The sequence below is a fragment of the Tabrizicola sp. genome (genome assembly GCF_034366665.1).
GTDB lineage: Bacteria > Pseudomonadota > Alphaproteobacteria > Rhodobacterales > Rhodobacteraceae > Tabrizicola.
Genome location: NZ_JAXMMF010000103.1, coordinates 1 through 19,018 on the forward strand (window position 1 = coordinate 1; position 19,018 = coordinate 19,018).

21 protein-coding genes and 1 tRNA gene are annotated in these 19,018 nt (G+C 65.6%); 11 read left to right on the forward strand and 11 right to left on the reverse strand.

The window, feature by feature from the left end:
• A partial coding sequence (locus U1E69_RS14020; protein ID WP_322244990.1) for a ribonuclease HII occupies positions 1 to 613 on the reverse strand: 613 nt, incomplete at its 3' end.
• A gap of 129 nt (positions 614 to 742) precedes the next feature.
• A complete protein-coding gene (locus U1E69_RS14025; RefSeq protein ID WP_322244991.1) occupies positions 743 to 1,234 on the reverse strand; it encodes a hypothetical protein in 492 nt (163 codons plus the stop codon).
• Positions 1,235 to 1,481: 247 nt separating this feature from the next.
• Here U1E69_RS14025 and U1E69_RS14030 point away from each other — a divergent pair, with 247 nt between their 5' ends.
• Together U1E69_RS14030 and U1E69_RS14035 are read left to right on the forward strand one after the other, a co-directional pair.
• Complete coding sequence (locus U1E69_RS14030; RefSeq protein WP_322244992.1) at positions 1,482 to 1,766, forward strand: hypothetical protein; 285 nt, start codon at positions 1,482 to 1,484, stop codon at positions 1,764 to 1,766.
• Complete coding sequence (locus U1E69_RS14035) at positions 1,738 to 2,442, forward strand: hypothetical protein (protein ID WP_322244993.1); 705 nt, start codon at positions 1,738 to 1,740, stop codon at positions 2,440 to 2,442. The genes U1E69_RS14030 and U1E69_RS14035 overlap by 29 nt, the downstream gene beginning before the upstream one ends.
• Positions 2,443 to 2,485: 43 nt before the next feature.
• On the opposite strand, the gene U1E69_RS14040 is transcribed toward U1E69_RS14035, so the two are convergent.
• Positions 2,486 to 2,561, reverse strand: a tRNA-Lys gene (locus U1E69_RS14040).
• 95 nt (positions 2,562 to 2,656) lie between these two features.
• Between U1E69_RS14040 and dapF the strand changes: the two genes are divergently transcribed.
• Complete coding sequence (gene dapF / locus U1E69_RS14045) at positions 2,657 to 3,496, forward strand: diaminopimelate epimerase (protein WP_322244994.1); 840 nt, start codon at positions 2,657 to 2,659, stop codon at positions 3,494 to 3,496.
• The gene (gene mtaB / locus U1E69_RS14050) at positions 3,493 to 4,755 is read left to right on the forward strand and encodes a tRNA (N(6)-L-threonylcarbamoyladenosine(37)-C(2))-methylthiotransferase MtaB (RefSeq protein WP_322244995.1); all 1,263 of its coding nucleotides are present in this window, start codon (positions 3,493 to 3,495) and stop codon (positions 4,753 to 4,755) included. The genes dapF and mtaB overlap by 4 nt, the downstream gene beginning before the upstream one ends.
• A gap of 138 nt (positions 4,756 to 4,893) precedes the next feature.
• Here the strand turns inward: mtaB and pyrF are convergent, their stop codons facing one another.
• Positions 4,894 to 5,586, reverse strand: coding sequence for an orotidine-5'-phosphate decarboxylase (gene pyrF / locus U1E69_RS14055; protein WP_322244996.1), 693 nt, complete (start codon positions 5,584 to 5,586; stop codon positions 4,894 to 4,896).
• 87 nt (positions 5,587 to 5,673) lie between these two features.
• Between pyrF and U1E69_RS14060 the strand changes: the two genes are divergently transcribed.
• The 4 genes from U1E69_RS14060 (at position 5,674) to U1E69_RS14075 (ending at position 9,036) form a co-directional block, all read left to right on the forward strand.
• Complete coding sequence (locus tag U1E69_RS14060) at positions 5,674 to 6,543, forward strand: ROK family protein (RefSeq protein WP_322244997.1); 870 nt, start codon at positions 5,674 to 5,676, stop codon at positions 6,541 to 6,543.
• Positions 6,534 to 7,328, forward strand: coding sequence for a copper homeostasis protein CutC (locus U1E69_RS14065; RefSeq protein WP_322244998.1), 795 nt, complete (start codon positions 6,534 to 6,536; stop codon positions 7,326 to 7,328). The genes U1E69_RS14060 and U1E69_RS14065 overlap by 10 nt, the downstream gene beginning before the upstream one ends.
• Positions 7,329 to 7,337: 9 nt before the next feature.
• Positions 7,338 to 8,111 (forward strand): hypothetical protein, encoded by a 774-nt coding sequence (locus U1E69_RS14070; RefSeq protein ID WP_322244999.1) that lies wholly within the window; start codon positions 7,338 to 7,340, stop codon positions 8,109 to 8,111.
• 100 nt (positions 8,112 to 8,211) lie between these two features.
• A complete protein-coding gene (locus U1E69_RS14075; protein WP_322245000.1) occupies positions 8,212 to 9,036 on the forward strand; it encodes a hypothetical protein in 825 nt (274 codons plus the stop codon).
• On the opposite strand, the gene U1E69_RS14080 is transcribed toward U1E69_RS14075, so the two are convergent.
• Entirely contained in the window at positions 9,033 to 9,467 is a 435-nt protein-coding gene (locus tag U1E69_RS14080) for a hypothetical protein (protein WP_322245001.1), read from the reverse strand. The genes U1E69_RS14075 and U1E69_RS14080 overlap by 4 nt on opposite strands.
• A gap of 282 nt (positions 9,468 to 9,749) precedes the next feature.
• On the opposite strand from U1E69_RS14080, the gene clpB reads away from it, so the two are divergent.
• The gene (clpB, locus tag U1E69_RS14085; RefSeq protein ID WP_322245002.1) at positions 9,750 to 12,365 is read left to right on the forward strand and encodes an ATP-dependent chaperone ClpB; all 2,616 of its coding nucleotides are present in this window, start codon (positions 9,750 to 9,752) and stop codon (positions 12,363 to 12,365) included.
• Positions 12,366 to 12,448: 83 nt separating this feature from the next.
• On the opposite strand, the gene U1E69_RS14090 is transcribed toward clpB, so the two are convergent.
• The 6 genes from U1E69_RS14090 to U1E69_RS14115 form a co-directional block, all read right to left on the reverse strand.
• The gene (locus U1E69_RS14090; RefSeq protein ID WP_322245003.1) at positions 12,449 to 12,937 is read right to left on the reverse strand and encodes a YidB family protein; all 489 of its coding nucleotides are present in this window, start codon (positions 12,935 to 12,937) and stop codon (positions 12,449 to 12,451) included.
• Positions 12,938 to 12,971: 34 nt separating this feature from the next.
• Positions 12,972 to 13,226: a GlsB/YeaQ/YmgE family stress response membrane protein gene (locus U1E69_RS14095; RefSeq protein WP_322245004.1), complete on the reverse strand. Its 255-nt coding sequence runs from the start codon at positions 13,224 to 13,226 to the stop codon at positions 12,972 to 12,974.
• Between the two features lie 95 nt (positions 13,227 to 13,321).
• Positions 13,322 to 13,966 carry a hypothetical protein gene (locus tag U1E69_RS14100; RefSeq protein WP_322245005.1) on the reverse strand — a complete coding sequence of 215 codons (645 nt, stop codon included), beginning with the start codon at positions 13,964 to 13,966 and terminating at the stop codon, positions 13,322 to 13,324.
• 1 nt (position 13,967) lies between these two features.
• Positions 13,968 to 15,470, reverse strand: a complete 1,503-nt coding sequence (locus U1E69_RS14105) for a caspase family protein (protein WP_322245006.1) — start codon at positions 15,468 to 15,470, stop codon at positions 13,968 to 13,970.
• 259 nt (positions 15,471 to 15,729) lie between these two features.
• A complete protein-coding gene (locus U1E69_RS14110) occupies positions 15,730 to 16,221 on the reverse strand; it encodes a fasciclin domain-containing protein (protein WP_322245007.1) in 492 nt (163 codons plus the stop codon).
• Positions 16,222 to 16,280: 59 nt separating this feature from the next.
• Positions 16,281 to 16,760: a fasciclin domain-containing protein gene (locus tag U1E69_RS14115; protein WP_322245008.1), complete on the reverse strand. Its 480-nt coding sequence runs from the start codon at positions 16,758 to 16,760 to the stop codon at positions 16,281 to 16,283.
• A gap of 289 nt (positions 16,761 to 17,049) precedes the next feature.
• Here U1E69_RS14115 and msrP point away from each other — a divergent pair, with 289 nt between their 5' ends.
• Together msrP and msrQ are read left to right on the forward strand one after the other, a co-directional pair.
• Positions 17,050 to 17,949, forward strand: coding sequence for a protein-methionine-sulfoxide reductase catalytic subunit MsrP (gene msrP, locus U1E69_RS14120; RefSeq protein ID WP_322245009.1), 900 nt, complete (start codon positions 17,050 to 17,052; stop codon positions 17,947 to 17,949).
• The gene (gene msrQ, locus U1E69_RS14125) at positions 17,949 to 18,557 is read left to right on the forward strand and encodes a protein-methionine-sulfoxide reductase heme-binding subunit MsrQ (protein WP_322245010.1); all 609 of its coding nucleotides are present in this window, start codon (positions 17,949 to 17,951) and stop codon (positions 18,555 to 18,557) included. Before msrP ends, msrQ begins: the two co-directional genes overlap by 1 nt.
• Positions 18,558 to 19,018 lie beyond the last annotated feature (461 nt).

Consider the following 19,018-nt stretch of genomic DNA (forward strand, 5'->3'; position numbering starts at 1 on the left):
CTTGATACAATATGTTGTGGACGGGCTTGAATGAGCGTCTATGCCAAGCGGTCACGCCTAGATTTTGCAGCGCCTCCAGATGCGCCTTTGTCGGGTAGCCTGCGTTGGCTTCCCAGCCGTAGCCGGGGTGCTGTTGCGCCAAATCCACCATGATCCGGTCGCGCGTCACCTTGGCGACGATCGACGCGGCGGCAATCGACAGACACAAAGCATCGCCGCGGATGATCGGCGTCGCCCCGCAGCCAAGGCCGCGCGGGATCATGTTGCCGTCGATCAGCGCATGATCCGCGCCAAGGGCTGCCACGGCCCGTTCCATCGCGAGGTGGCTGGCGCGCAGAATGTTCAGCGCGTCGATTTCTGCGACAGAGGCATGGGCGACCGAAACCTCGGCCACGGCAAGGATCTCGATATACAAGGCTTCGCGCCGATCCCGGGTCAGAACCTTGGAATCGCGCAAACCCGCAGGGATGCGGTCCGGGTCCAGCCGCACGGCGCAGGCGGTCACCGGACCGGCCAGCGGGCCGCGCCCGACCTCGTCTACTCCGGCCACGCGCAGCACACCCCTGCCAAGGGCCAGCGTCTCGTGCGTGAAGTCGGGAAGGGTCGCGTCCATGCGACCGGAGTAGCGCGGATCGGATCACAGAAAAAGGGGGTGGGAGCTGCTCACCCTCCCACCCCCCAGACGGAAGCGGGGATTAGGGCGACCCCGCTTCGTTCCAGGCCACCTCGGCAGCCCCTTGTCTTAGCGCCCGGAAACCCGGAACCCCGCATCGCGCAGGCATTGCGCCGAATAGATCCGGTCGCGCTGACCAAAGATCGTCGCGGTATTGGCGCAGCCCCGGGGCAGGCGGGGCTTGAAGCCCTCGGCCCGCAGGCAGCTTTCGGGATACAGCGTCACCGACCGCTCGGCCCCGTCGATGGAAATCGCGCAGACCGACGGGACGCGTTTGGAGGAAGCCGGCTCGGGTTCCGGCAAAGGCAGCGGCACCGGTGCGGCGGCCGGTTTGTCGTTGTCCTTCAACTCATGCGCGATGGCCCCCACGACCAGCGCCGCGATCAGCGCCTTGGCCAGGTCGTTCTTCTCGGCCTTGGCGGGGATCGTCGTCGCCAGGACCACGGCAAGGGCGGCGGCTCCTCCGGTCAGCATGGCGGCGAAGCGGCGGGCGGACAGTGTGCTTTCGCTGATCCCCCGCGAGGCGATGCGGTGCGAACGGCTTCTGAACTCGACGGACATGGATGCCTCCTGATGCGATCTTCTTGGTCTTGAAGGGGTCGCGGCACAGATGCGCGACCCGGTGACCAACCCTCGTCCCCCGGCTGCGGGGTAAGCAATAACGCGGGGCCGCTAGGGCATAGCGGTGGGGGAAAACCGACTTGCTATCCGATAACAGCCCGGCAAAATCCGGCGTGATATTGTATATCAACGCACAGATGCGCATTGTCCGTCGGCAATCGGGCAGCTCCTTCCGGGGACCACAAGAATGAAGACCTTCCTCACCTCAGCGGCACTTGCCCTGGTCCTGGCCGGACCGGTGGCGGCGGAATGCTATGCCGACTACAAGGCCAAGCGTGACGAACCGTTGAAGCTGATCTACGGTGTGGCGCAAGTGTCGGACGGCAACTGTTCGCCCGGGGCCGCCGAAGGCGAGTTGGCGCCAAGGCTGGCTGCGGATGGCTGGACGCTTCTGACGGTTTTGTCCACATTCGGGCCCGAGGGGCTTGAGGAAAGGAAAGCGAGTGCCGGAGAACACTTCCTCCGTTACTGACAGTCTGAAGGCCGGCAACCGCGTGGTTGCCTTTGGAATTGCCGCCATCGTCCTGATCCTTCTGGCCGCCGCGCTGTTCCTGTTCCTGAACCTGCCCGACGCGAACGCCTTCAACGCGCGCGTCGAACGGCTGTTTGTCGAGAACGACGACCTGAACACTCTGGCCGAGATCAAGCTGCTGGAGATTCTGGCGCAGTCGGGAACGTCGTTTTCCGAAGTGCTGATCAGCTATCGCAGCGTGATCTTCGTGCTGCTGCTGTTTTCCACCGCGCTGCTTGTGTCGTCCCTGGTCTTCCTGGTGATGATCATCGCGCTGAACCGCCGAATCTCGGCGATCCAGCGGTCGGGCATCCAGGTCGCCAGCCTGATGATCAGCCGCGAATCCCGGGCGGTCTACATCAACGACCTGGAGTTCGCCCTGACCGAGGCCGCGCTTGAAACGTTGTCGGTCCTGGCCGAAGCGCGGATGGACGACGAGGTTCTGACCGGCGCGCAGATCGAGGCGGTGATTTCCGGTCGCAACGAGGCCGACTGCGACGAGGCCGCCGGGGCGACCCGCGTCAAGCGGTTGCGCGATACCCTGGGCAACCAGCTTGTGTCCGAGCTTCTGGTCAAGACCATCGCGCGGCGTGGCTACATGCTGGCCGTCGGCAAGGACACCATCAAGATGATCTGAAACGCAAAAGGCCCGCGTCTGGCGACACGGGCCTTCTGTGTGGTGGTGAGCCGGACAGGATTCGAACCTGTGACCCGCTGATTAAAAGTCAGCTGCTCTACCAACTGAGCTACCGGCCCCACGAGGCGGCTGATTAGTCGCGGCGTTGCCGGGGGTCAAGGGCGAAAACGTGCGGCACTGGCAAATCTTGGGCCGTCGTCGTATATGCCGTCGGATGATGGACAGCCTTGCGCAAACCGGCCTGCCGTTCATGAAAATGCATGGTGCGGGCAATGACTTCGTGGTGATCGACTCGCGGCAGCGCGGGGCGGTGATGACGGCTGGCCTTGCGCGCGCGCTGGGCGACCGGAATCGCGGCGTGGGGTTCGATCAGCTGGCCGAGATCACCTCGACCAGCGACGCCGATTTCGGTCTGGTGTTCTGGAACAGCGATGGGTCCCAGGCAGGTGCCTGCGGCAACGCCACGCGCTGCGTCTCGGACTATGTGATGCGGGACCTTGGGGTCGATGGCGTCTCGCTGGTGACGGCACGGGGCGCGCTGCGGGCCGAGCGTGCGGCGGATGGCCGGGTCTGGGTCAACATGGGCCAGCCGCAGCTGGATTGGGCCTCGATCCCCTTGGCGCATGCGGTCGATCACCTGCATCTGCCGCTGCCGGGCGATCCGGTGGCCGTTGGCATGGGCAACCCGCATTGCGTGCATTTCGTCCAGGATATGGCCAGCGTCGACCTTCCCGCCCTGGGTCCGAAGATCGAACATGACCCTTTGTTCCCGCAGAGGACCAACGTGGAATTTGCCGAACTTCTGTCGCCCTGCCGGATGCGGATGCGGGTGTGGGAGCGGGGAACCGGGATCACTCTGGCTTGCGGCTCGGGGGCTTGTGCTACGGCGGTGGCCGCGCATCTGCGGGGGATGATCGGGCCCCGGGTCGCGCTTGAGGTGGATGGCGGGGTGCTGGAGGTTGACTGGCGCGACGATGGCGTCTGGCTGACCGGCCCGGTGGCGCGGGTTTTCGATGGGGTGCTGACCCCCGAATACATCGCAGCGCACAAATGAACGTCGCCCCGAAGCCCCCGGTGTTCGCGACGCTTGGCTGTCGCCTGAACGCCTATGAGACCGAGGCGATGAAGGAACTTGCCGCCGCGGCGGGGCTGTCCGAAGCGGTCATCGTCAACACCTGCGCCGTGACGGGCGAGGCGGTGCGCAAGGCCAAGCAGGAAATCCGGCGCCTGTCGCGCGAGAACCCCGGTGCGGCGATCATCGTCACCGGCTGCGCAGCGCAGACCGAGCCCGAGACCTTTGCGGCCATGCCCGAGGTGACCAGGGTCGTCGGGAACCACGAGAAGATGCAGGCCGAGACCTGGAAGGGTATCGCAGCACCCGACCTCATCGGCGCGACCGAGCGGGTGCAGGTCGATGACATCATGTCGGTGCGCGAGACGGCAGGGCATCTGATCGACGGATTCGGGCGGCACCGGGCTTACGTGCAGGTCCAGAACGGCTGCGACCATCGCTGCACCTTCTGCATCATTCCTTATGGCCGGGGCAACTCGCGGTCGGTCCCTGCGGGGGTGGTGGTCGAGCAGATCAACCGCCTTGTGGACCGTGGTTTCAACGAGGTTGTGCTGACCGGGGTGGACCTGACCAGCTGGGGGGCCGATCTGCCCGGGGAGCCGCGCCTGGGCGATCTGGTGCGGCGGATCTTGAAGCTGACCTCTGTGCCGCGCCTGCGGATCAGTTCCATCGACAGCATCGAGGCCGACCCTGCACTGATCGAGGCGATTGCGACCGAACCCCGGCTGATGCCGCACCTGCACCTGTCGTTGCAGGCGGGCGATGATCTGATCCTGAAGCGGATGAAGCGGCGGCATCTGCGGGACGATGCCATCCGGTTCTGCGCCGAGGTGAAAGCCCTGCGCCCCGAGATGGTCTTCGGTGCCGACATCATCGCGGGCTTCCCCACCGAGACGGAGGCAATGTTCCAGCAAAGCCTGGACCTGGTGGCCAAGTGTGGCCTGACCTTCCTGCATGTCTTCCCCTTCTCGCCCCGCAAGGGGACTCCGGCGGCGCGGATGCCGCAGGTCCGGGGGCCGGAGATCAAAGAGCGGGCGGCGCGGTTGCGGGCCTTGGGCGACCGGGTTCTGGGGGAGCATCTGGCGGGGCAGGTGGGCCGGGTCCACCGGGTGCTGACCGAAGGCCCCCGGCTGGGACGGACCGAGGGATTCGCAGAGGTGGCCTTTGCCGCTGACCAGCCGGAGGGGACGATCCTGGAGGTCAGGGTGACGGGCCAGGACGGGGCGCGGCTGCTGGCCTGACGTGTCCAGGACGGGGATCGGCGGTTTCGGACTGGGTCCGGGGCCGGGGCAGGGTCCGCGGCAGGGTCCGGGGCAGGGCGACAGTCCCGTCGCGATACCGGTCTCCCAAGCTCCGATCTTGCGCCCGAAAGCGAGAGGTCAGGGAAGTTCGGCAACCACCGCCCGCGCGGCGTGGGCGGGGTCCTTTGCCTGCCAGATCGGGCGGCCCACCACGATGTGGTCGGCACCATCACTGATGGCCTGATGCGGAGTCGCGATGCGCTTCTGGTCGCCAAGCGCCGCGCCCGAGGGGCGGACACCGGGTGTGACGATCAGCTTGCCGCGGGCCTCGGGAAGGGCGCGGATCATGGCGGCCTCTTGCGGGCTGGCGATGACGCCGTCGGCCCCGGCCTGCAAGGCGCGGGCGGCGCGTTCCAGGGTGATCTGGTGGATATCGCCGGGCTTGATCAGGTTCGCGTCCAGATCGGCGCGGTCCAGCGAGGTCAGGATGGTGACGGCCAGGATCTTCAGTCCGGTGCCGCCCTTGCCCGTCGCCGCCGCGCTGACCACCTGCGGGTCGCCATGCACGGTCAGGAAATCAAGGTCGTATTGCGCCAGGCCCCGGACGGCGGCCTCGATCGTCGCGCCGATGTCAAAGAGCTTCATGTCCAGGAAGATGCGCTTGCCCTGTTCGTGCTTCAGCTCGTTCGCCAGCGCCAGGCCTCCGCCCGTCAGCATGCCAAGACCGATCTTGTAGAAGCTGGCGGCGTCGCCGATGCGGGCGACAAGGTCCAGGCCTTGCACCACGTTCGGCACGTCAAGGGCGACGATCAGTCGGTCATCTGCGGTCATGGCGGCCTCCGGGGTTCGCGGCGGTTTGACGGGGCGGGGCAGGGCTGTCAAGACTGGCGCCAAAACGGGGACCGGAACGGGGACGGGATGATCCTGGCATTCGACATCGGCGGCAGCCGGATCAAGGCGGCGGTCTGGGACGGGGCGCTGCAGCCCCTGGGCGAGGTGGTGACGCCACTGGCCGACAAAGCGGCGTTCAACGCGGCAGTGGCCGGGTTTGTGACCGGGCAAGAGACGGGGATCGCGATCTCCATCGCCGGAGTGGTCGATCCGGCCAGTGGCGTGGGGAAAGTGGCGAACATCCCGGCCATCGATGGGCTGAGGCTGGGGCCCGAGGTCCAGGCGGCGACGGGCCTGCCGGTTCGGGTGCTGAACGATGCCGACTGCTTTACTCTGGCCGAGGCCTTTCACGGTGCTGGCCGCGGGCATGGCTCGGTGTTCGGGGTGATCCTGGGCTCGGGCGTCGGTGGGGGGGTGGTGATCGACGGGCGCCTGGTGACGGGCGCGGGCGGCTATGCCGGGGAATGGGGGCATGGCCCGGTAATCCGGGGCGAGTATGCGTTCCAGTGCGGTTGCGGTCAGGTCGGCTGCGTGGATACCATCGGCGGCGCGCGCGGGCTGGAGCGGCTGCACCGCAAGCGGACGGCCGAGCTTCTGCGGGCCGAGGCGATCATTGCGGGCTGGATGGCAGGTGAGGCCGAACCGGGCGAGACGATGGCGCTGTGGCGCGAGTTGGTGGCGGGGCCGCTGGCGATGGTGCTGAACGTCGTCGGCGCGGATGTGGTGCCGGTCGGCGGCGGGTTGTCGCGGGCGCCGGGACTGGTGCGCTATCTGGACGAAGCCGTGCGGGTGCGCATGCTGCGGCGGACGAAGGGGCCGTTGCTGGTGCCGGCCGAATGCGGCGCGGATGCGGGCCTCTTGGGCGCGGCGATGGCGGGGGTCGCGGCATGGGCGTGACGCTGGAGGTCTGCGTCGACACGGCAGAGGGGCTGGCTCAGGCCGTTGCGGGGGGCGCGGACCGGATCGAGCTTTGCGCGGCGCTGGCGCTCGGGGGGCTGACGCCCTCGGCCGGGTTGATGGCCCTTGCGGCGGGGTGTGGCGTGCCGGTGGTGGCGATGATCCGGCCGCGCGCGGGGGACTTCGTCTGGTCCGAGGCCGAGGTCGGGATGATGGAGGCCGAGATCGCGAGCGTCCGGGCAGCCGGGCTGGCGGGCGTGGTGCTGGGGGCCTCGCTGCCGGACGGACGGCTGGATCTGCCCGTGCTGCGGCGGCTGGTGGCGGCGGCGCGCGGGGCAGAGGGGGGCCGATTTCTTCAAAGAAATCGGGTCGGAGCCTTCGAAGGCTCCGGTCCGGAGTTTTCGAAAACTCCGGGGGACATTGAACTGGTGCTGCACCGCTGCATCGACCTGGTGCCGGACATGGGCGCGGCGCTGGAAGAGGTGGTGGCGCTGGGCTTTCACCGCATCCTGACCTCGGGTGGCGAGACGCGTGCCGAGGCTGGCGCGGCGCGGATCGGCGCGCTGCTGGCGCAGGCGGCGGGGCGGATCTCGGTGATGCCGGGGTCCGGGGTGAACCCGGGGAACGCGGCGCTGCTGAAGGGGCTTGGCATCAGCGACATTCACGCGTCATGCTCGACATCTACCCCGGCGTCTGGACTGGTGGTCGAGATGGGTTTTGCGCCTCCCGTGCAGCGGCAGACCCATGCGGATCTGGTCCGCGCGCTGCGGGCGGCCTTGAAGTAGGAGTGTGCGATGGAACTCAGGCTGGACTACGACCGCCCGGAGGAGGGACCCGGATCGGGGCCGCTGACAGTGGGCTGGTTCCTCGCATCCGACAAGGGCGCGGTGCTGTACGATCCGCCCGAACGGGTGCAGATCAGGCCGCCGAACAAGGCGCATGCCAAGTCCGCCAGCCGCTGCCCGGCAGTGATCCAGCTGGAAAGCCGGTATTTCATGGTGAAATGCCCGTTCGACCTGCAGATCGGGTTTCAGCGTGACGACAAGGGAAAGGCCGTTTTGGTGAACCGGGCCGGGGCCAACAGTCCGATCCGGTCGTCGAAGCTGAACGAAGTGCTGACGCTGGTCAGCGAGGCCGAGTGGCGCTTTCCCGACCGTCCGACAGTGCAGCTGCACCTGCCCTACTATTTCATCGCCGACGAGATGGTCTACCTGACCCAGCTTGCCGCCTTCGCGCATTACCGGCCTGACCCCCTTCCGGGCACGATCTTCGGCGGGCGGTTCCCGATCTCGATCTGGCCCAGGCCCTTGATGTGGGCCTTCGAATGGCATGAGCCGCAAAAGGACCTGATCCTGCGGCGGGGCGAGCCCTTGTTCTACGTCCAGTTCGAAGGCATGGACCCCAGCCGCGCCGTGCAGGTGGTGGAGGCCGAGCGGACGGCGGAACTGCAGGCCTATCTGGAGAAGGTCTCGGGCGTCGTGAACTACGTCAACCAGACGTTTTCCCTGTTCAAGGCAGCCGAGGCCCTGCGACCGAAGAAGCTTTTGGTCGCCAAGGCCCGGGAGTAGGTGCCTTTGCTGGCCCCGGAGGGCTTCGCGCCCTCCGGACCTCCCGCGGGATATTTGTGCCAGTATGAAAGCGCAATTTTAGTCGAATTAGGGAGAACCTGTGCGCAGCATCATCGAGACCTATGAGGTGGCATCGGGGCGCGTGACCGAGCTGCTTGCGGTGGACGGGCGGATCGAAGCGCCGAACTGGGCGCCGTCCGGTGATTGGCTTCTCGTCAACGGGGATGGGCGATTGTTCCGGGTGCCTCTGGGGCAGCCCGCCTTGCTGGAAATCCCATCGGGCGCGGCGGTGAAGTGCAACAACGACCACGGGATCAGCCCGGACGGGAAGACGATCATCCTGTCGTCGCATCATGAAGGGGCCGGGTCGCAGGTCTATGTGATGCCGGTTGAAGGGGGCGAGCCGGTCAAGGTCTCGCCCGACAGCCCCAGCTGGTGGCATGGGATTTCGCCCGACGGGCGCACGCTGGCCTATGTGGCCGCACGGGGCGGAAGCCGGGTGATCGACGTCTATACATTGGTGCCGGGGCAGACGGAGACGCGGTTGACCAATGGCGAGGGGCATTGCGACGGGCCGGATTTCAGCCCGGATGGCAGCCGCATCTATTACAATTGTGACCGCACCGACCATGCGCAGATCTGGATTATGGCATCGGACGGGTCAGGACAGCGGCAGCTGTTCAAGGACGGCTTCGTCAACTGGTTCCCGCATCCCTCGCCTGACGGGCGGCAACTGCTGTATCTGGCCTATCCCGCGGGCACGACCGGCCATCCGGCGGATTTGCCCGTGGCGCTGGTCCTGTGCGACCCCGAGGGAGGCACCCGCCGGCGGGTGCGAGAGTTCATCGGCGGGCAGGGGTCGATCAATGTGCCATGCTGGGCCCCCGACAGCAGCGCCTTCGCCTATTGCCGCTACGAACCCTAGGCAGGGCGCAGGCCGCTGAGACCTTTTGGCGCTTTCGGCTTCGGCTCTGGCGGCGGCAGGTCCACCGTCGCAAGCAGCGGCTGCAAGTGGCGCGGGTCGCCCCAGACCGAGATGTAGACCTCGGGCGGGTAGCCGTTGGCCAGATGCTCGGGCGTCAGGTCGATGATGCGGACCCGCAGGTCGTCTCCGTGGGCCAGCGACGGGGCAACGATCTCTTCGGCCATCGGGCCGAGATGGCCCATCAGCCCCTCGCGGTGGTGGGGTATCAAACCCAGGATAGGGCGCTTCAGGCGGGCAAAGACGCCGATACGGCCATCGGAGAGCCGCTCCAGCCGCGCGCTGTCGCCGATGGACAGGCCGGTGCGCGCGACGTGGATCACCAGGTCCTCGACCGGGGCCTTGTGAATCAGGGGAAGTTTCGCATCGCTCATGGGCTTGGGCCTTTCCAAAGTCGAAGGCCAAGGATGGGTGTGGGGACGGGTATTGCAAGGCACGGTTGCGGCAGGGCCCGGCCAGCTGCCTGAACCCGCCGATGCGGTAAGCGCGGATCGGCAAGGAAAGGCCGAAACTCGCGAAATCCTGAAGCTGTGGATTTTGTGCAGGCGGGGATTGCAAAGTTTTCGACCCGCGCCCAGATCAAGGACAAGGCCTTCACGGGGTGTGCTGGATGACCGGGCACCACAAGCGGGGCGCTTCACATAAGGAGAATGCCGATGAATTTGGAGAAATTCACGGAACGGTCGCGCGGTTTCCTTCAGGCCGCCCAGACCATCGCGATGCGGGAAAGCCACCAGCGCGTGCTGCCCGACCATTTGCTGAAGGCTTTGATGGATGACGACCAGGGGCTGGCGGCGAACCTGATCCGCAAGGCGGGCGGCTCGCCCGAGCAGGTCAACGCGGCAGTCAACGCCGCCATCGCCAAGCTGCCCAAGGTCACGGGCGGCGATGCGCAGACCTATGTCGATCCGCAGCTGGTGCGGGTGCTGGACGAGGCGGAGACCGTGGCGAAGAAGGCCGGGGACTCGTTCGTGCCAGTGGAGCGGCTGCTGACGGCTTTGGCGCTGGTGAACACCCGGGCGAAGGATGCGCTGACGGCGGGGGCGGTGACGGCCCAAGGGCTGAACACGGCGATCAACGAGGTCCGCAAGGGGCGGACGGCGGACAGTGCTTCCAGCGAAGACACGATGGAGGCCCTGAACAAATATGCGCGCGACCTGACGCAGGCGGCGCGAGACGGCAAGATCGACCCGATCATCGGCCGGGACGAGGAAATCCGTCGCGCGATGCAGGTCTTGTCGCGGCGCACGAAGAACAACCCGGTGCTGATCGGGGAACCGGGCGTCGGCAAGACGGCCATCGCCGAGGGCCTTGCCCTGCGCATCGTCAATGGTGACGTGCCGGAGTCCTTGCGCAACAAGAAGCTGATGGCGCTGGACATGGGCTCGCTCATCGCGGGGGCGAAGTACCGCGGCGAGTTCGAAGAGCGGCTGAAGGCGATCCTGAAAGAGATCGAGGCGGCATCGGGCGAGATCATCCTGTTCATCGACGAGATGCACACGCTGGTCGGCGCGGGGAAATCCGAAGGCGCGATGGATGCGGCGAACCTGATCAAGCCGGCCCTTGCGCGGGGTGAACTGCACTGCGTGGGTGCCACCACGCTGGAAGAATACCGCAAGCATGTGGAAAAGGACGCGGCCCTGGCTCGTCGCTTCCAGCCGGTTTTTGTCAGCGAGCCGACGGTGGAGGACACGATCAGCATCCTGCGCGGGATCAAGGAGAAGTACGAGCTTCACCACGGGGTGCGGATCACCGACGCTGCTCTGGTCGCGGCGGCGACCCTGTCGCACCGCTATATCACCGACCGCTTCCTGCCCGACAAGGCCATCGACTTGATGGACGAAGCCGCCAGCCGTCTGCGGATGGAGGTGGATTCGAAGCCCGAAGAGCTGGATGCGCTGGACCGCCAGATCCTGCAGTTCCAGATCGAGGCGGAGGCGCTGAAGAAGGAAGACGATGCGGCCTCGAAGGACCGGCTGGAAAAGCTGGAGAAAGAGCTTGCCGACCTGCAGGACCGTTCGTCCGAGATGACAGCGAAGTGGCAGGCCGAGCGCGACAGCCTGGAAGCGGCCCGAACGCTGAAAGAACAGCTGGATGCGGCCCGGGCCGAACTGGAAAGCGCCAAGCGCGAGGGCAACTTCGCCAAGGCAGGTGAACTTCAGTACGGCCGCATCCCGCAGCTGGAGAAAGACCTGGCCGAAGCCGAAGCCCGCGAGGGACAGGCCCTGGTCGCCGAAGCGGTCCGCCCCGAACAGATCGCCGAGGTCGTGGAACGCTGGACCGGTATTCCGACCACGAAGATGCTGGAAGGTGAGAAGGAAAAGCTGCTCAAGATGGAAGAGGAGCTGGGCAAGCGGGTCGTGGGTCAGGCGGCAGCCGTTGGGGCCGTGTCCCGCGCCGTGCGCCGGTCGCGTGCCGGGTTGTCGGACGAGAACCGGCCGCTGGGGTCGTTCCTGTTTTTGGGTCCGACCGGCGTCGGCAAGACCGAGCTGACCAAGGCGCTGGCCGAGTATCTCTTTGACGATGACAGCGCGATGGTCCGCATCGACATGTCCGAGTTCATGGAGAAACATTCGGTCAGCCGGTTGATCGGCGCGCCTCCGGGCTATGTCGGCTATGACGAGGGCGGGGTGCTGACCGAGGCTGTCCGCCGTCGTCCGTATCAGGTCGTGCTGTTCGACGAGGTCGAAAAGGCGCATCCGGATGTGTTCAACGTCCTTCTGCAGGTGCTGGACGATGGCCGCCTGACCGATGGCCAGGGCCGGACGGTGGACTTCAAGCAGACGCTGATCATTCTGACCTCGAACCTTGGGGCGCGGGCCTTGTCGGAACTGCCCGAGGGGGTGGATGCAAGCGGGGCGAAGGCCGAGGTGATGGAGGCGGTCCGGCAGCACTTCCGGCCCGAGTTCCTGAACCGGCTGGACGAGCAGATCATCTTCGACCGGCTGAACCGGGGCGACATGTCGGGCATCGTGGAAATCCAGCTGCACCGGCTGGAGGCTCGGCTGGCGGCGCGGAAGATCGTGCTGGACCTGGATGACACGGCGAAGGCCTGGCTTGCAGACGAAGGCTATGATCCGGTCTTTGGCGCGCGGCCGCTGAAGCGGGTGATCCAGCGGCAGTTGCAGGACCCCCTGTCCGAGATGCTTTTGGCTGGGGATGTGCTGGATGGCACGACGATCCGCGTGACGGCAGGGCCGGAAGGACTGATCATCGGCGACCGCGTGGTGCAAAGCCGTCGCGAGCGTCCGCAGTCGGCCGTGGTGCACTGACGAAACGTAGGGTGGGCGATATCGCCCACCCTACGCTTGTGCCAGGCAGGGGAACGGGGGCTCTCGGGGTCCCCGTTTGCATGTCAGATGGACCGTGGTTCGCGCATGCTGATCGGCGGGAACTGCCCGTCCGGCGTCACCTGGTCCACCGCCTCGGGAAGCGCGGTGCTGAGCCGCGACAACAGCTCTTCCCGGCTAAGTCCGGTCTTCGCGCCCAGTTCCGCAAGCGTCTCTTCGTCCAGAGCCTCGGCCAGCTCGTCCGGGGCCAGGGGGGCGTTCGGTCCGCGATGGACCCAGGTGTCGACCTTGGCCTTCTGCACCGAGTTCGAGAACCGCTCGAAAAGCTCGGACAGGCCGCTCAGGACCCCGCCGCCACCCGCGCTGCCGCCCAGCATCTGGCGCAGGCCGTCCAGCGGACCATCGAGGGGGCCGGCCTGGCCGTCCGGCCCGCCCGGACGGGTCGGGTCGGTGGCGCGCGCGTTCATTAATTCGGAAAGCTTGTCGCGGTTCTGGTAGCCCGCCACGGCCAGAAGACCGAGAAGGGCGATAAGGGAAGGGCTGCCTTTGGCCATGATGAAATCCTTGTGTTGGACAGGTCTGGGGGGATCAGGCGCGGCGACGCATGTAGCCGTACAGCGCCAGCACGATGATCGCGCCGATCACCGCCCCGATAAGGCCCGCGCCATCCTGGGGTCCGTACCAGCCAAGCGACTGGCCAAGGAAGTTGGCCACGAAGGCACCGACGATGCCGAGGATCGTTGTCATCACAAAGCCTCCAGGCTCGTTCCGGTCACCCGGCATGATGAACTTTGCGATGACCCCGGCCAGAAAGCCGATGACGATGGTCCAGATGATCCCCATGAGACGTGCACTCCGATTGTGTTTGCATCAGGGAAACACGGGTCGCGGGGTTTCGTTCCCCGGCTTTGCAGCGAAAACTGCGCCACCGGGGGTCGTCAGGCCGAGCGCAGGATCACCAGGTTCTCTTCGACCGCAGCGGCGACATCCGTGTAGGCTTGGGTCCGCCGCGCCGGATCGCCGCCTGAGCGGATGATGATCAACTCGGTCTCTTCGACGATCATCGCGGCCTCGACCGCGGCGGCTTCGGCGAAGGCCTCTTTCACCGGGCGCACTTTCGGCAGGCGCTTGGCCCCGGACTTGTGACCTTCGCGCGGACGCAGGACCGGGGCGCTTTGGTCCTCGTACTTGGTCACGATGGCATCAAGTTTTTCCGCCGCATCCAGCATGGCCTGCTTGATCGGGAGATAGTCCCCAGAGTTGGGCAGGTTCGCCGCGACTTTCAGGTAGTAGATCCGAAGGCAATCGATCCGGTAGCGCAGCTCGATGCGTCTGTCGCAGGTGCTGTTCGCGCCCTGGAGGATCTTGACGATGGCTTTCGTGACGCCGGAGTTGATGCTGCTTCCCGGCAAGGGGTCGGGATCATCGTGGCAGGAAATGGAGAAAACACTGAAGGTCGACGGGTCAGGTGGCTCTTCCGGTTCCGGTTCCGACACGTGGCAGTCCGCCAGTGCAGAGCTGACCGGAAGCATCCACAGAAGGCCGACGGCAAGCAGGATGATGCGCAGGATTGACTTCGTCATCTCAATTCTCCGTTTCAAAAATACCGTAGGCGGCGAGGACCGCCCGCCGCGTACCCGGGCCGAACGAACCGTCGACCGTTCCGTCATAAAGTCCCTTGTCGGCCAGGATCTGCTGCAGCTCGGCCCAGGTGTCGTCCGGGAACTTGTCGGCGTTGTTCAGCAGTCCGTCCAGGGCAAGCTCGCTGCCGCCGCGCAGGGCGCGATACAGCAGATCGGCGGCATCCCGGGGGCCAAGATCGGGCACCAGGCCATTGGCTGCGAATGACGCCACATTGAACATCGCCTCGGTATGGCCCTGCGTCGCGGCTTCCTGAAACAGCGACAGGGCCTTGTCGCGGTCCTTGTCCAGCCCAAGTTCGCCGGTGAAATGGAAATAGCCCATGTCGTTCAACGCGGCGGGGATCTTCGCTGCGGCGGCCTCTTCATACAAAGTGCGGGCGCGAACCGGGTCGGGATCGACGCCAAGGCCACCCTCCAGCACCTTCGCCAACCGGTACTTGGCATCCGGGTCCCCGGCGGCCACCGCCTGTTCCAGCAGCATCAAGGCCTCTTGCGGGGCGTAGTCGGTGCTTTGCCGATCCAGCTTGGCCAGCGCCAGCCCGACGATCGACCGCGAATCCCCGGCGGCGGCTGATTTCTCCAGCGTCTCGCGGTCGGCAGCCACGACGCGCTGCCAGGCTACGGCCAGCTCCTGGACGCCTGCCTCGGCCGTGGTCGTGGTGCCGCCGGTCAGGTAGAACGGCTCGCCCGGCAGGGCACCGTAGGTCGTGGGTTCCTGCTGGTTTGCCGTGGCGGCCAGCACATCGTCGCGGACCTGGCGGAAGAGAAGGCTGATCTCAAGCTCGGGTTTCACGATGTTGTCGCGCAGCGCGATGTTGAACGGGCTGTTCCGGCCTTCGCCGTCCAGAGCCACCGCCCCGTCGCGGGCGGCGAAGGCGACCAAGGTTCCCCGGTCCGGCGAGGGCGCGGCAAGGCCGCCCTTGCCGGTGGTCAGGCCCTTGGCCACCTCGGGGTCGCGAAGGTCGATCACGTCGGGAAAGGGATTGTCGCGGCAGCTGTCCAGGATCAGGATCGACATCCGTCGCGCCCTGTCCACGGCGGCCAGCATCTGGTCCATCGTGACCGACGCCGCGACGATATCCTTGGCCTGCCGCACCTGGGCATCGACCGGGATCAGGAAGGTCGTCCCCTGCACCGAGACGCCATGCCCGGCATAGTAGATCAGCGCGATGTCGGCAGTCTCGGCCCGGAAGGCGAAGTCTTCCAGTGCGGCCAGAGTTTCGTCGCGCGTGGCATCCATCCGGACTTCGACCGCAAAGCCGATATCTTCCAGCGTGGCCGCCAATGCGCTGGCGTCATTGATCGTGTTCTTCAGGGGCGTGACCGAGGTGTAGCTGGCCATCCCCAGAACCAAGGCGACACGATCCTCGGCGCGGGTTTCCGCGCCTGCGGGGCCAGCAAGGGCTGCAATACCAAGGGCAAGGGCCAGAAGGTGGCGGATCATGGCGGGAATCGGCAGGTATGAGAAATTGATCTGGGAAAAGGCTATGCCGATTGGGGCGCTGGGCAAAGCGCAAAGCATCGGCCGCACCGCCGAAACCGGCGCGGAGTGGGTCAGGAAGAAGGACTTGACGCGAAAAGGGGCCCCCTCGTGGAGAGCCCCTTTCTGTCAGCCGCAAGGCCAAGCCTGTTTACGGTCGGTAGCGTTGGCAGTCAGGTGGATGATTCCCCTGGACCGTTGCCCGCTGTCCTTAGCGGACGGGTCACTTCGGCAAAAGGACCTGGTCGATCACATGGATCACCCCGTTCGAGGCGATGATGTCAGCCGTGGTCACCCGCGACTTGTTCACCTTGACGCCGTTGCGCCCGTCGATGTGGACGGTCTGGCCCTGCACGGTGGCAACATCCATCCGCTTTCCGGCCAGCTGGTCCGAAGTCACCGCACCCGGCACGACGTGGTAGGTCAGGATCTTGATAAGCTGGTCCTTGTTCTCGGGCTTCAGCAGGTTCTCGACGGTCCCGGCGGGCAGCGCCGCAAAGGCGGCGTTGGTCGGTGCGAAGACGGTGAAGGGGCCATCGCCCTTCAGCGTGTCGACCAGGCCAGCAGCGCTGACTGCGGCGACGAGGGTAGAGAAATCTTCATTGGACGAGGCGATGTCGACGATATCGGGCTCGGTCGCGGCAGGCACGCAGGCAGCGATCAGAGCGGTGGCCGAGACAGCTGCGGCCAGGCGGAAAAGAGTGCGGCGGTTCATTCTGGTGTCCCCTGTTGGTTGAAAAGGAAAGGGGCGCCGAAGCGCCCCCCCTTGGTCGATCAGCCTTCCGGCGGCAGGATGACGGAGTCGATCACGTGGATCACGCCGTTCGACGCTGCGACGTCCGGGGCCGAGATGACGGCGCCGTTGACCTTCGGTCCGCCGTCCAGGGTGATGGTCACTTCGGCGCCGTTCACGGTGGCGGCCTTCATGCCTTCGGTCAGGTCGGTGGACATCACCTTGCCGGCGACAACGTGGTAGGTCAGGATCGAAACCAGCTTGTCCTTGTTCTCGGGCTTCAGCAGGTCCTCGACGGTGCCGGCCGGCAGAGCGGCGAAGGCAGCGTCGGTCGGTGCGAAGACGGTGAACGGGCCTTCGCCCTTCAGCGTCTCGACCAGGCCGGCAGCGGTCAGCGCGGCGGCGAGGGTGTTGAACGAACCGTTTGCGACGGCGGTGTCAACGATGTCCATGTCCTGCGCGAAGGCGGGCATCGCAAAGGCGGTGGCGGCGGTCAGGGCCAGGAAAGTTCTGCGGATCATAGGGTCACTCCGTTTGATCGTGATCGGTCATGCCGTCATTGGCGAGGGTGATAGGGATGGGATGCGACATTGGATCATGCCGACTTTCGCGTGACAGCTCCTTGACGGGCCGTGTCGGCGCGCTAAGCCGCCGCTGTTTCCGAATTCCAATCAAACGACCGTGATCAAAGTTCAGATCACGTGACCCATCCGGGCAATGTTTCATGCCTCTGGCGGACACGTGACGCGGATTGTTTTGCCTTTCATCTTGATTGACGCATGTTTGAGCGAACCCAACCCGGAGCTTTCCATGCGCCTGAACTGGTCCGACGTCACACCAAAGCCCCTGTGGCTGAACCGCCGCCAGCTGATGGCCGGGGCCGCCGCCTTGCTGGCGACTCCCGCCGTGGCGAAGATCGAGGCCACGAAAAGCGCCTTTTCGACCGACGAGGCGCCCAACAGCTTCGAGGACATCACGACCTACAACAACTTCTACGAGTTCGGGACCGGCAAGGGCGACCCGGCGGAATATGCTGGCGCGTTGACTGTTGACCCCTGGTCGGTCGTGATCGACGGGCTGGTCGACAAGCCCGGCACCTATGACCTTGCGGACGTCGTCAAGGGTCAGCCGATGGAGGAGCGCATCTACCGCTTCCGCTGCGTCGAGGCCTGGTCGATGGTCGTGCCCTGGATCGGGTTCCAGCTCTCGGGCCTGCTGGACCGGGTGGGCGTGCAGCCCGGCGCGAAGTTCGTCGCCTTCGAAACGCTGGTGCGGCCGGAAGAGATGCCGGGTGTCGCGTCTCCGTTCATCGACTGGCCCTATCGTGAGGGTCTGCGACTGGACGAGGCGATGCATCCGCTGACCATCATGGCGACCGGACTTTATGGCGAAGCGATGCCCAAGCAGAACGGCGCCCCGATCCGGCTGGTGGTGCCGTGGAAATATGGCTTCAAGTCGATCAAGTCGATCGTGCGGATCAGTCTGGTCGACACCATGCCGCCGACCACCTGGAACATGCTGCAGCCGTCCGAATACGGCTTCTATTCCAACGTGAACCCCAAGGTGGACCATCCACGGTGGAGCCAGGCCTCGGAACGCCGCATCGGCTCGGGGCTTTTCGGGGGGCGGCAGGACACGCTGATGTTCAACGGCTATGAGGCCGAGGTGGCCTCGCTTTATGCCGGTCAGGATCTGTCGGTCGACTTCTGATGGATTGGCTGAACACCCAGGCACGCCGGGTTCCGACCTGGGTGGTCTACGGGCTGGGGCTGGTGCCACTAGGCTTCCTGATCTGGGGCGCGCTGTTCGGCGGGCTTGGCCCCGACCCGGTGAAAGCCATCGAGCGCAGCTTGGGGGAACGCGGGTTGCAGTTCCTGCTGGCCTCTCTGGCAATCACGCCCCTGCGTCGGTTTGGCTTGAACCTGCTGCGCTTTCGCCGGGCGCTGGGATTGCTCGCCTTTCTCTATGCAAGTCTGCACCTGGTGGCCTGGGTCTGGCTGGATATGGGCCTGCGCTGGAGCGAGATGCTGGCAGACCTGACCAAGCGGCCCTTCGTGATTCTGGGGATGATCGGGTTTCTGGTGATGATTCCCCTGGCGCTGACCTCGTGGAACGGGGCGATCCGGCGGATGGGCGCTTTGGCCTGGGGGCGGCTGCACAGGCTCGCCTACGTGGCGATTCTGGCCGGAGCGGCGCATCTGGCGCTGCTGTCCAAGGTCTGGACCACCGAAGTGCTGGTCTATCTGGTCCTCACCCTTGGCCTTCTGGCCCTTCGGCTGCTTCCCCGGGGTGGGATAAGGCAGCGTGCCCAAGCCTGAGAGGTCCTGGGCGATGCTGCGCCCGCAAGAAAATTGCCGCAATGCCGCGCCAGTAGTGGGCTTTCTTGCGCCAACCACCAGATTTTGCGAGTGTTTCCTGCTTCTGCAAATTTTTTGCGACAAAGATGTTTTTTGCTCTTGCGGGTTCCGGGCGCTCTCCGTAAATACCGCCTCACCGAAGCGGAAACGTGACGGTGACGGACGGAAGCGACGGCAAGACGACGCGGAAGACTGGAAAATCTGAAGGCACGGCGCGAAGGGATACGCCAAGGAATTGGCGGATCGCACGTTTTTTGTCTGACGATGGCTCTTTGAACCTGATTGGAAAATGAAGGGATATGCGGGCGGTTTGGGCGCATCGGCGTCAGATCGCAGCATATCGGCCTACTAGGGGAGTTACCGCGAGGTAACCGACCGATGATGTAGGTGTCAGCTTCACTGTCTTGGCAGGGTTGTTCGCG

Coding starts and splice junctions, on each gene's coding strand:
- U1E69_RS14070 (WP_322244999.1), top strand. CDS start 7,338: ATGGAACTCAGGCTGGACTACGACCGCCCGGAGGAGGGACCCGGATCG.
- U1E69_RS14080 (WP_322245001.1), bottom strand. CDS start 9,467: ATGAGCGATGCGAAACTTCCCCTGATTCACAAGGCCCCGGTCGAGGAC.
- msrP (WP_322245009.1), top strand. CDS start 17,050: ATGCGCCTGAACTGGTCCGACGTCACACCAAAGCCCCTGTGGCTGAAC.
- msrQ (WP_322245010.1), top strand. CDS start 17,949: ATGGATTGGCTGAACACCCAGGCACGCCGGGTTCCGACCTGGGTGGTC.
- clpB (WP_322245002.1), top strand. CDS start 9,750: ATGAATTTGGAGAAATTCACGGAACGGTCGCGCGGTTTCCTTCAGGCC.
- U1E69_RS14030 (WP_322244992.1), top strand. CDS start 1,482: ATGAAGACCTTCCTCACCTCAGCGGCACTTGCCCTGGTCCTGGCCGGA.
- mtaB (WP_322244995.1), top strand. CDS start 3,493: ATGAACGTCGCCCCGAAGCCCCCGGTGTTCGCGACGCTTGGCTGTCGC.
- dapF (WP_322244994.1), top strand. CDS start 2,657: ATGATGGACAGCCTTGCGCAAACCGGCCTGCCGTTCATGAAAATGCAT.
- U1E69_RS14115 (WP_322245008.1), bottom strand. CDS start 16,760: ATGATCCGCAGAACTTTCCTGGCCCTGACCGCCGCCACCGCCTTTGCG.
- U1E69_RS14060 (WP_322244997.1), top strand. CDS start 5,674: ATGATCCTGGCATTCGACATCGGCGGCAGCCGGATCAAGGCGGCGGTC.
- pyrF (WP_322244996.1), bottom strand. CDS start 5,586: ATGACCGCAGATGACCGACTGATCGTCGCCCTTGACGTGCCGAACGTG.
- U1E69_RS14090 (WP_322245003.1), bottom strand. CDS start 12,937: ATGGCCAAAGGCAGCCCTTCCCTTATCGCCCTTCTCGGTCTTCTGGCC.
- U1E69_RS14100 (WP_322245005.1), bottom strand. CDS start 13,966: ATGACGAAGTCAATCCTGCGCATCATCCTGCTTGCCGTCGGCCTTCTG.
- U1E69_RS14065 (WP_322244998.1), top strand. CDS start 6,534: ATGGGCGTGACGCTGGAGGTCTGCGTCGACACGGCAGAGGGGCTGGCT.
- U1E69_RS14095 (WP_322245004.1), bottom strand. CDS start 13,226: ATGGGGATCATCTGGACCATCGTCATCGGCTTTCTGGCCGGGGTCATC.
- U1E69_RS14025 (WP_322244991.1), bottom strand. CDS start 1,234: ATGTCCGTCGAGTTCAGAAGCCGTTCGCACCGCATCGCCTCGCGGGGG.
- U1E69_RS14105 (WP_322245006.1), bottom strand. CDS start 15,470: ATGATCCGCCACCTTCTGGCCCTTGCCCTTGGTATTGCAGCCCTTGCT.
- U1E69_RS14110 (WP_322245007.1), bottom strand. CDS start 16,221: ATGAACCGCCGCACTCTTTTCCGCCTGGCCGCAGCTGTCTCGGCCACC.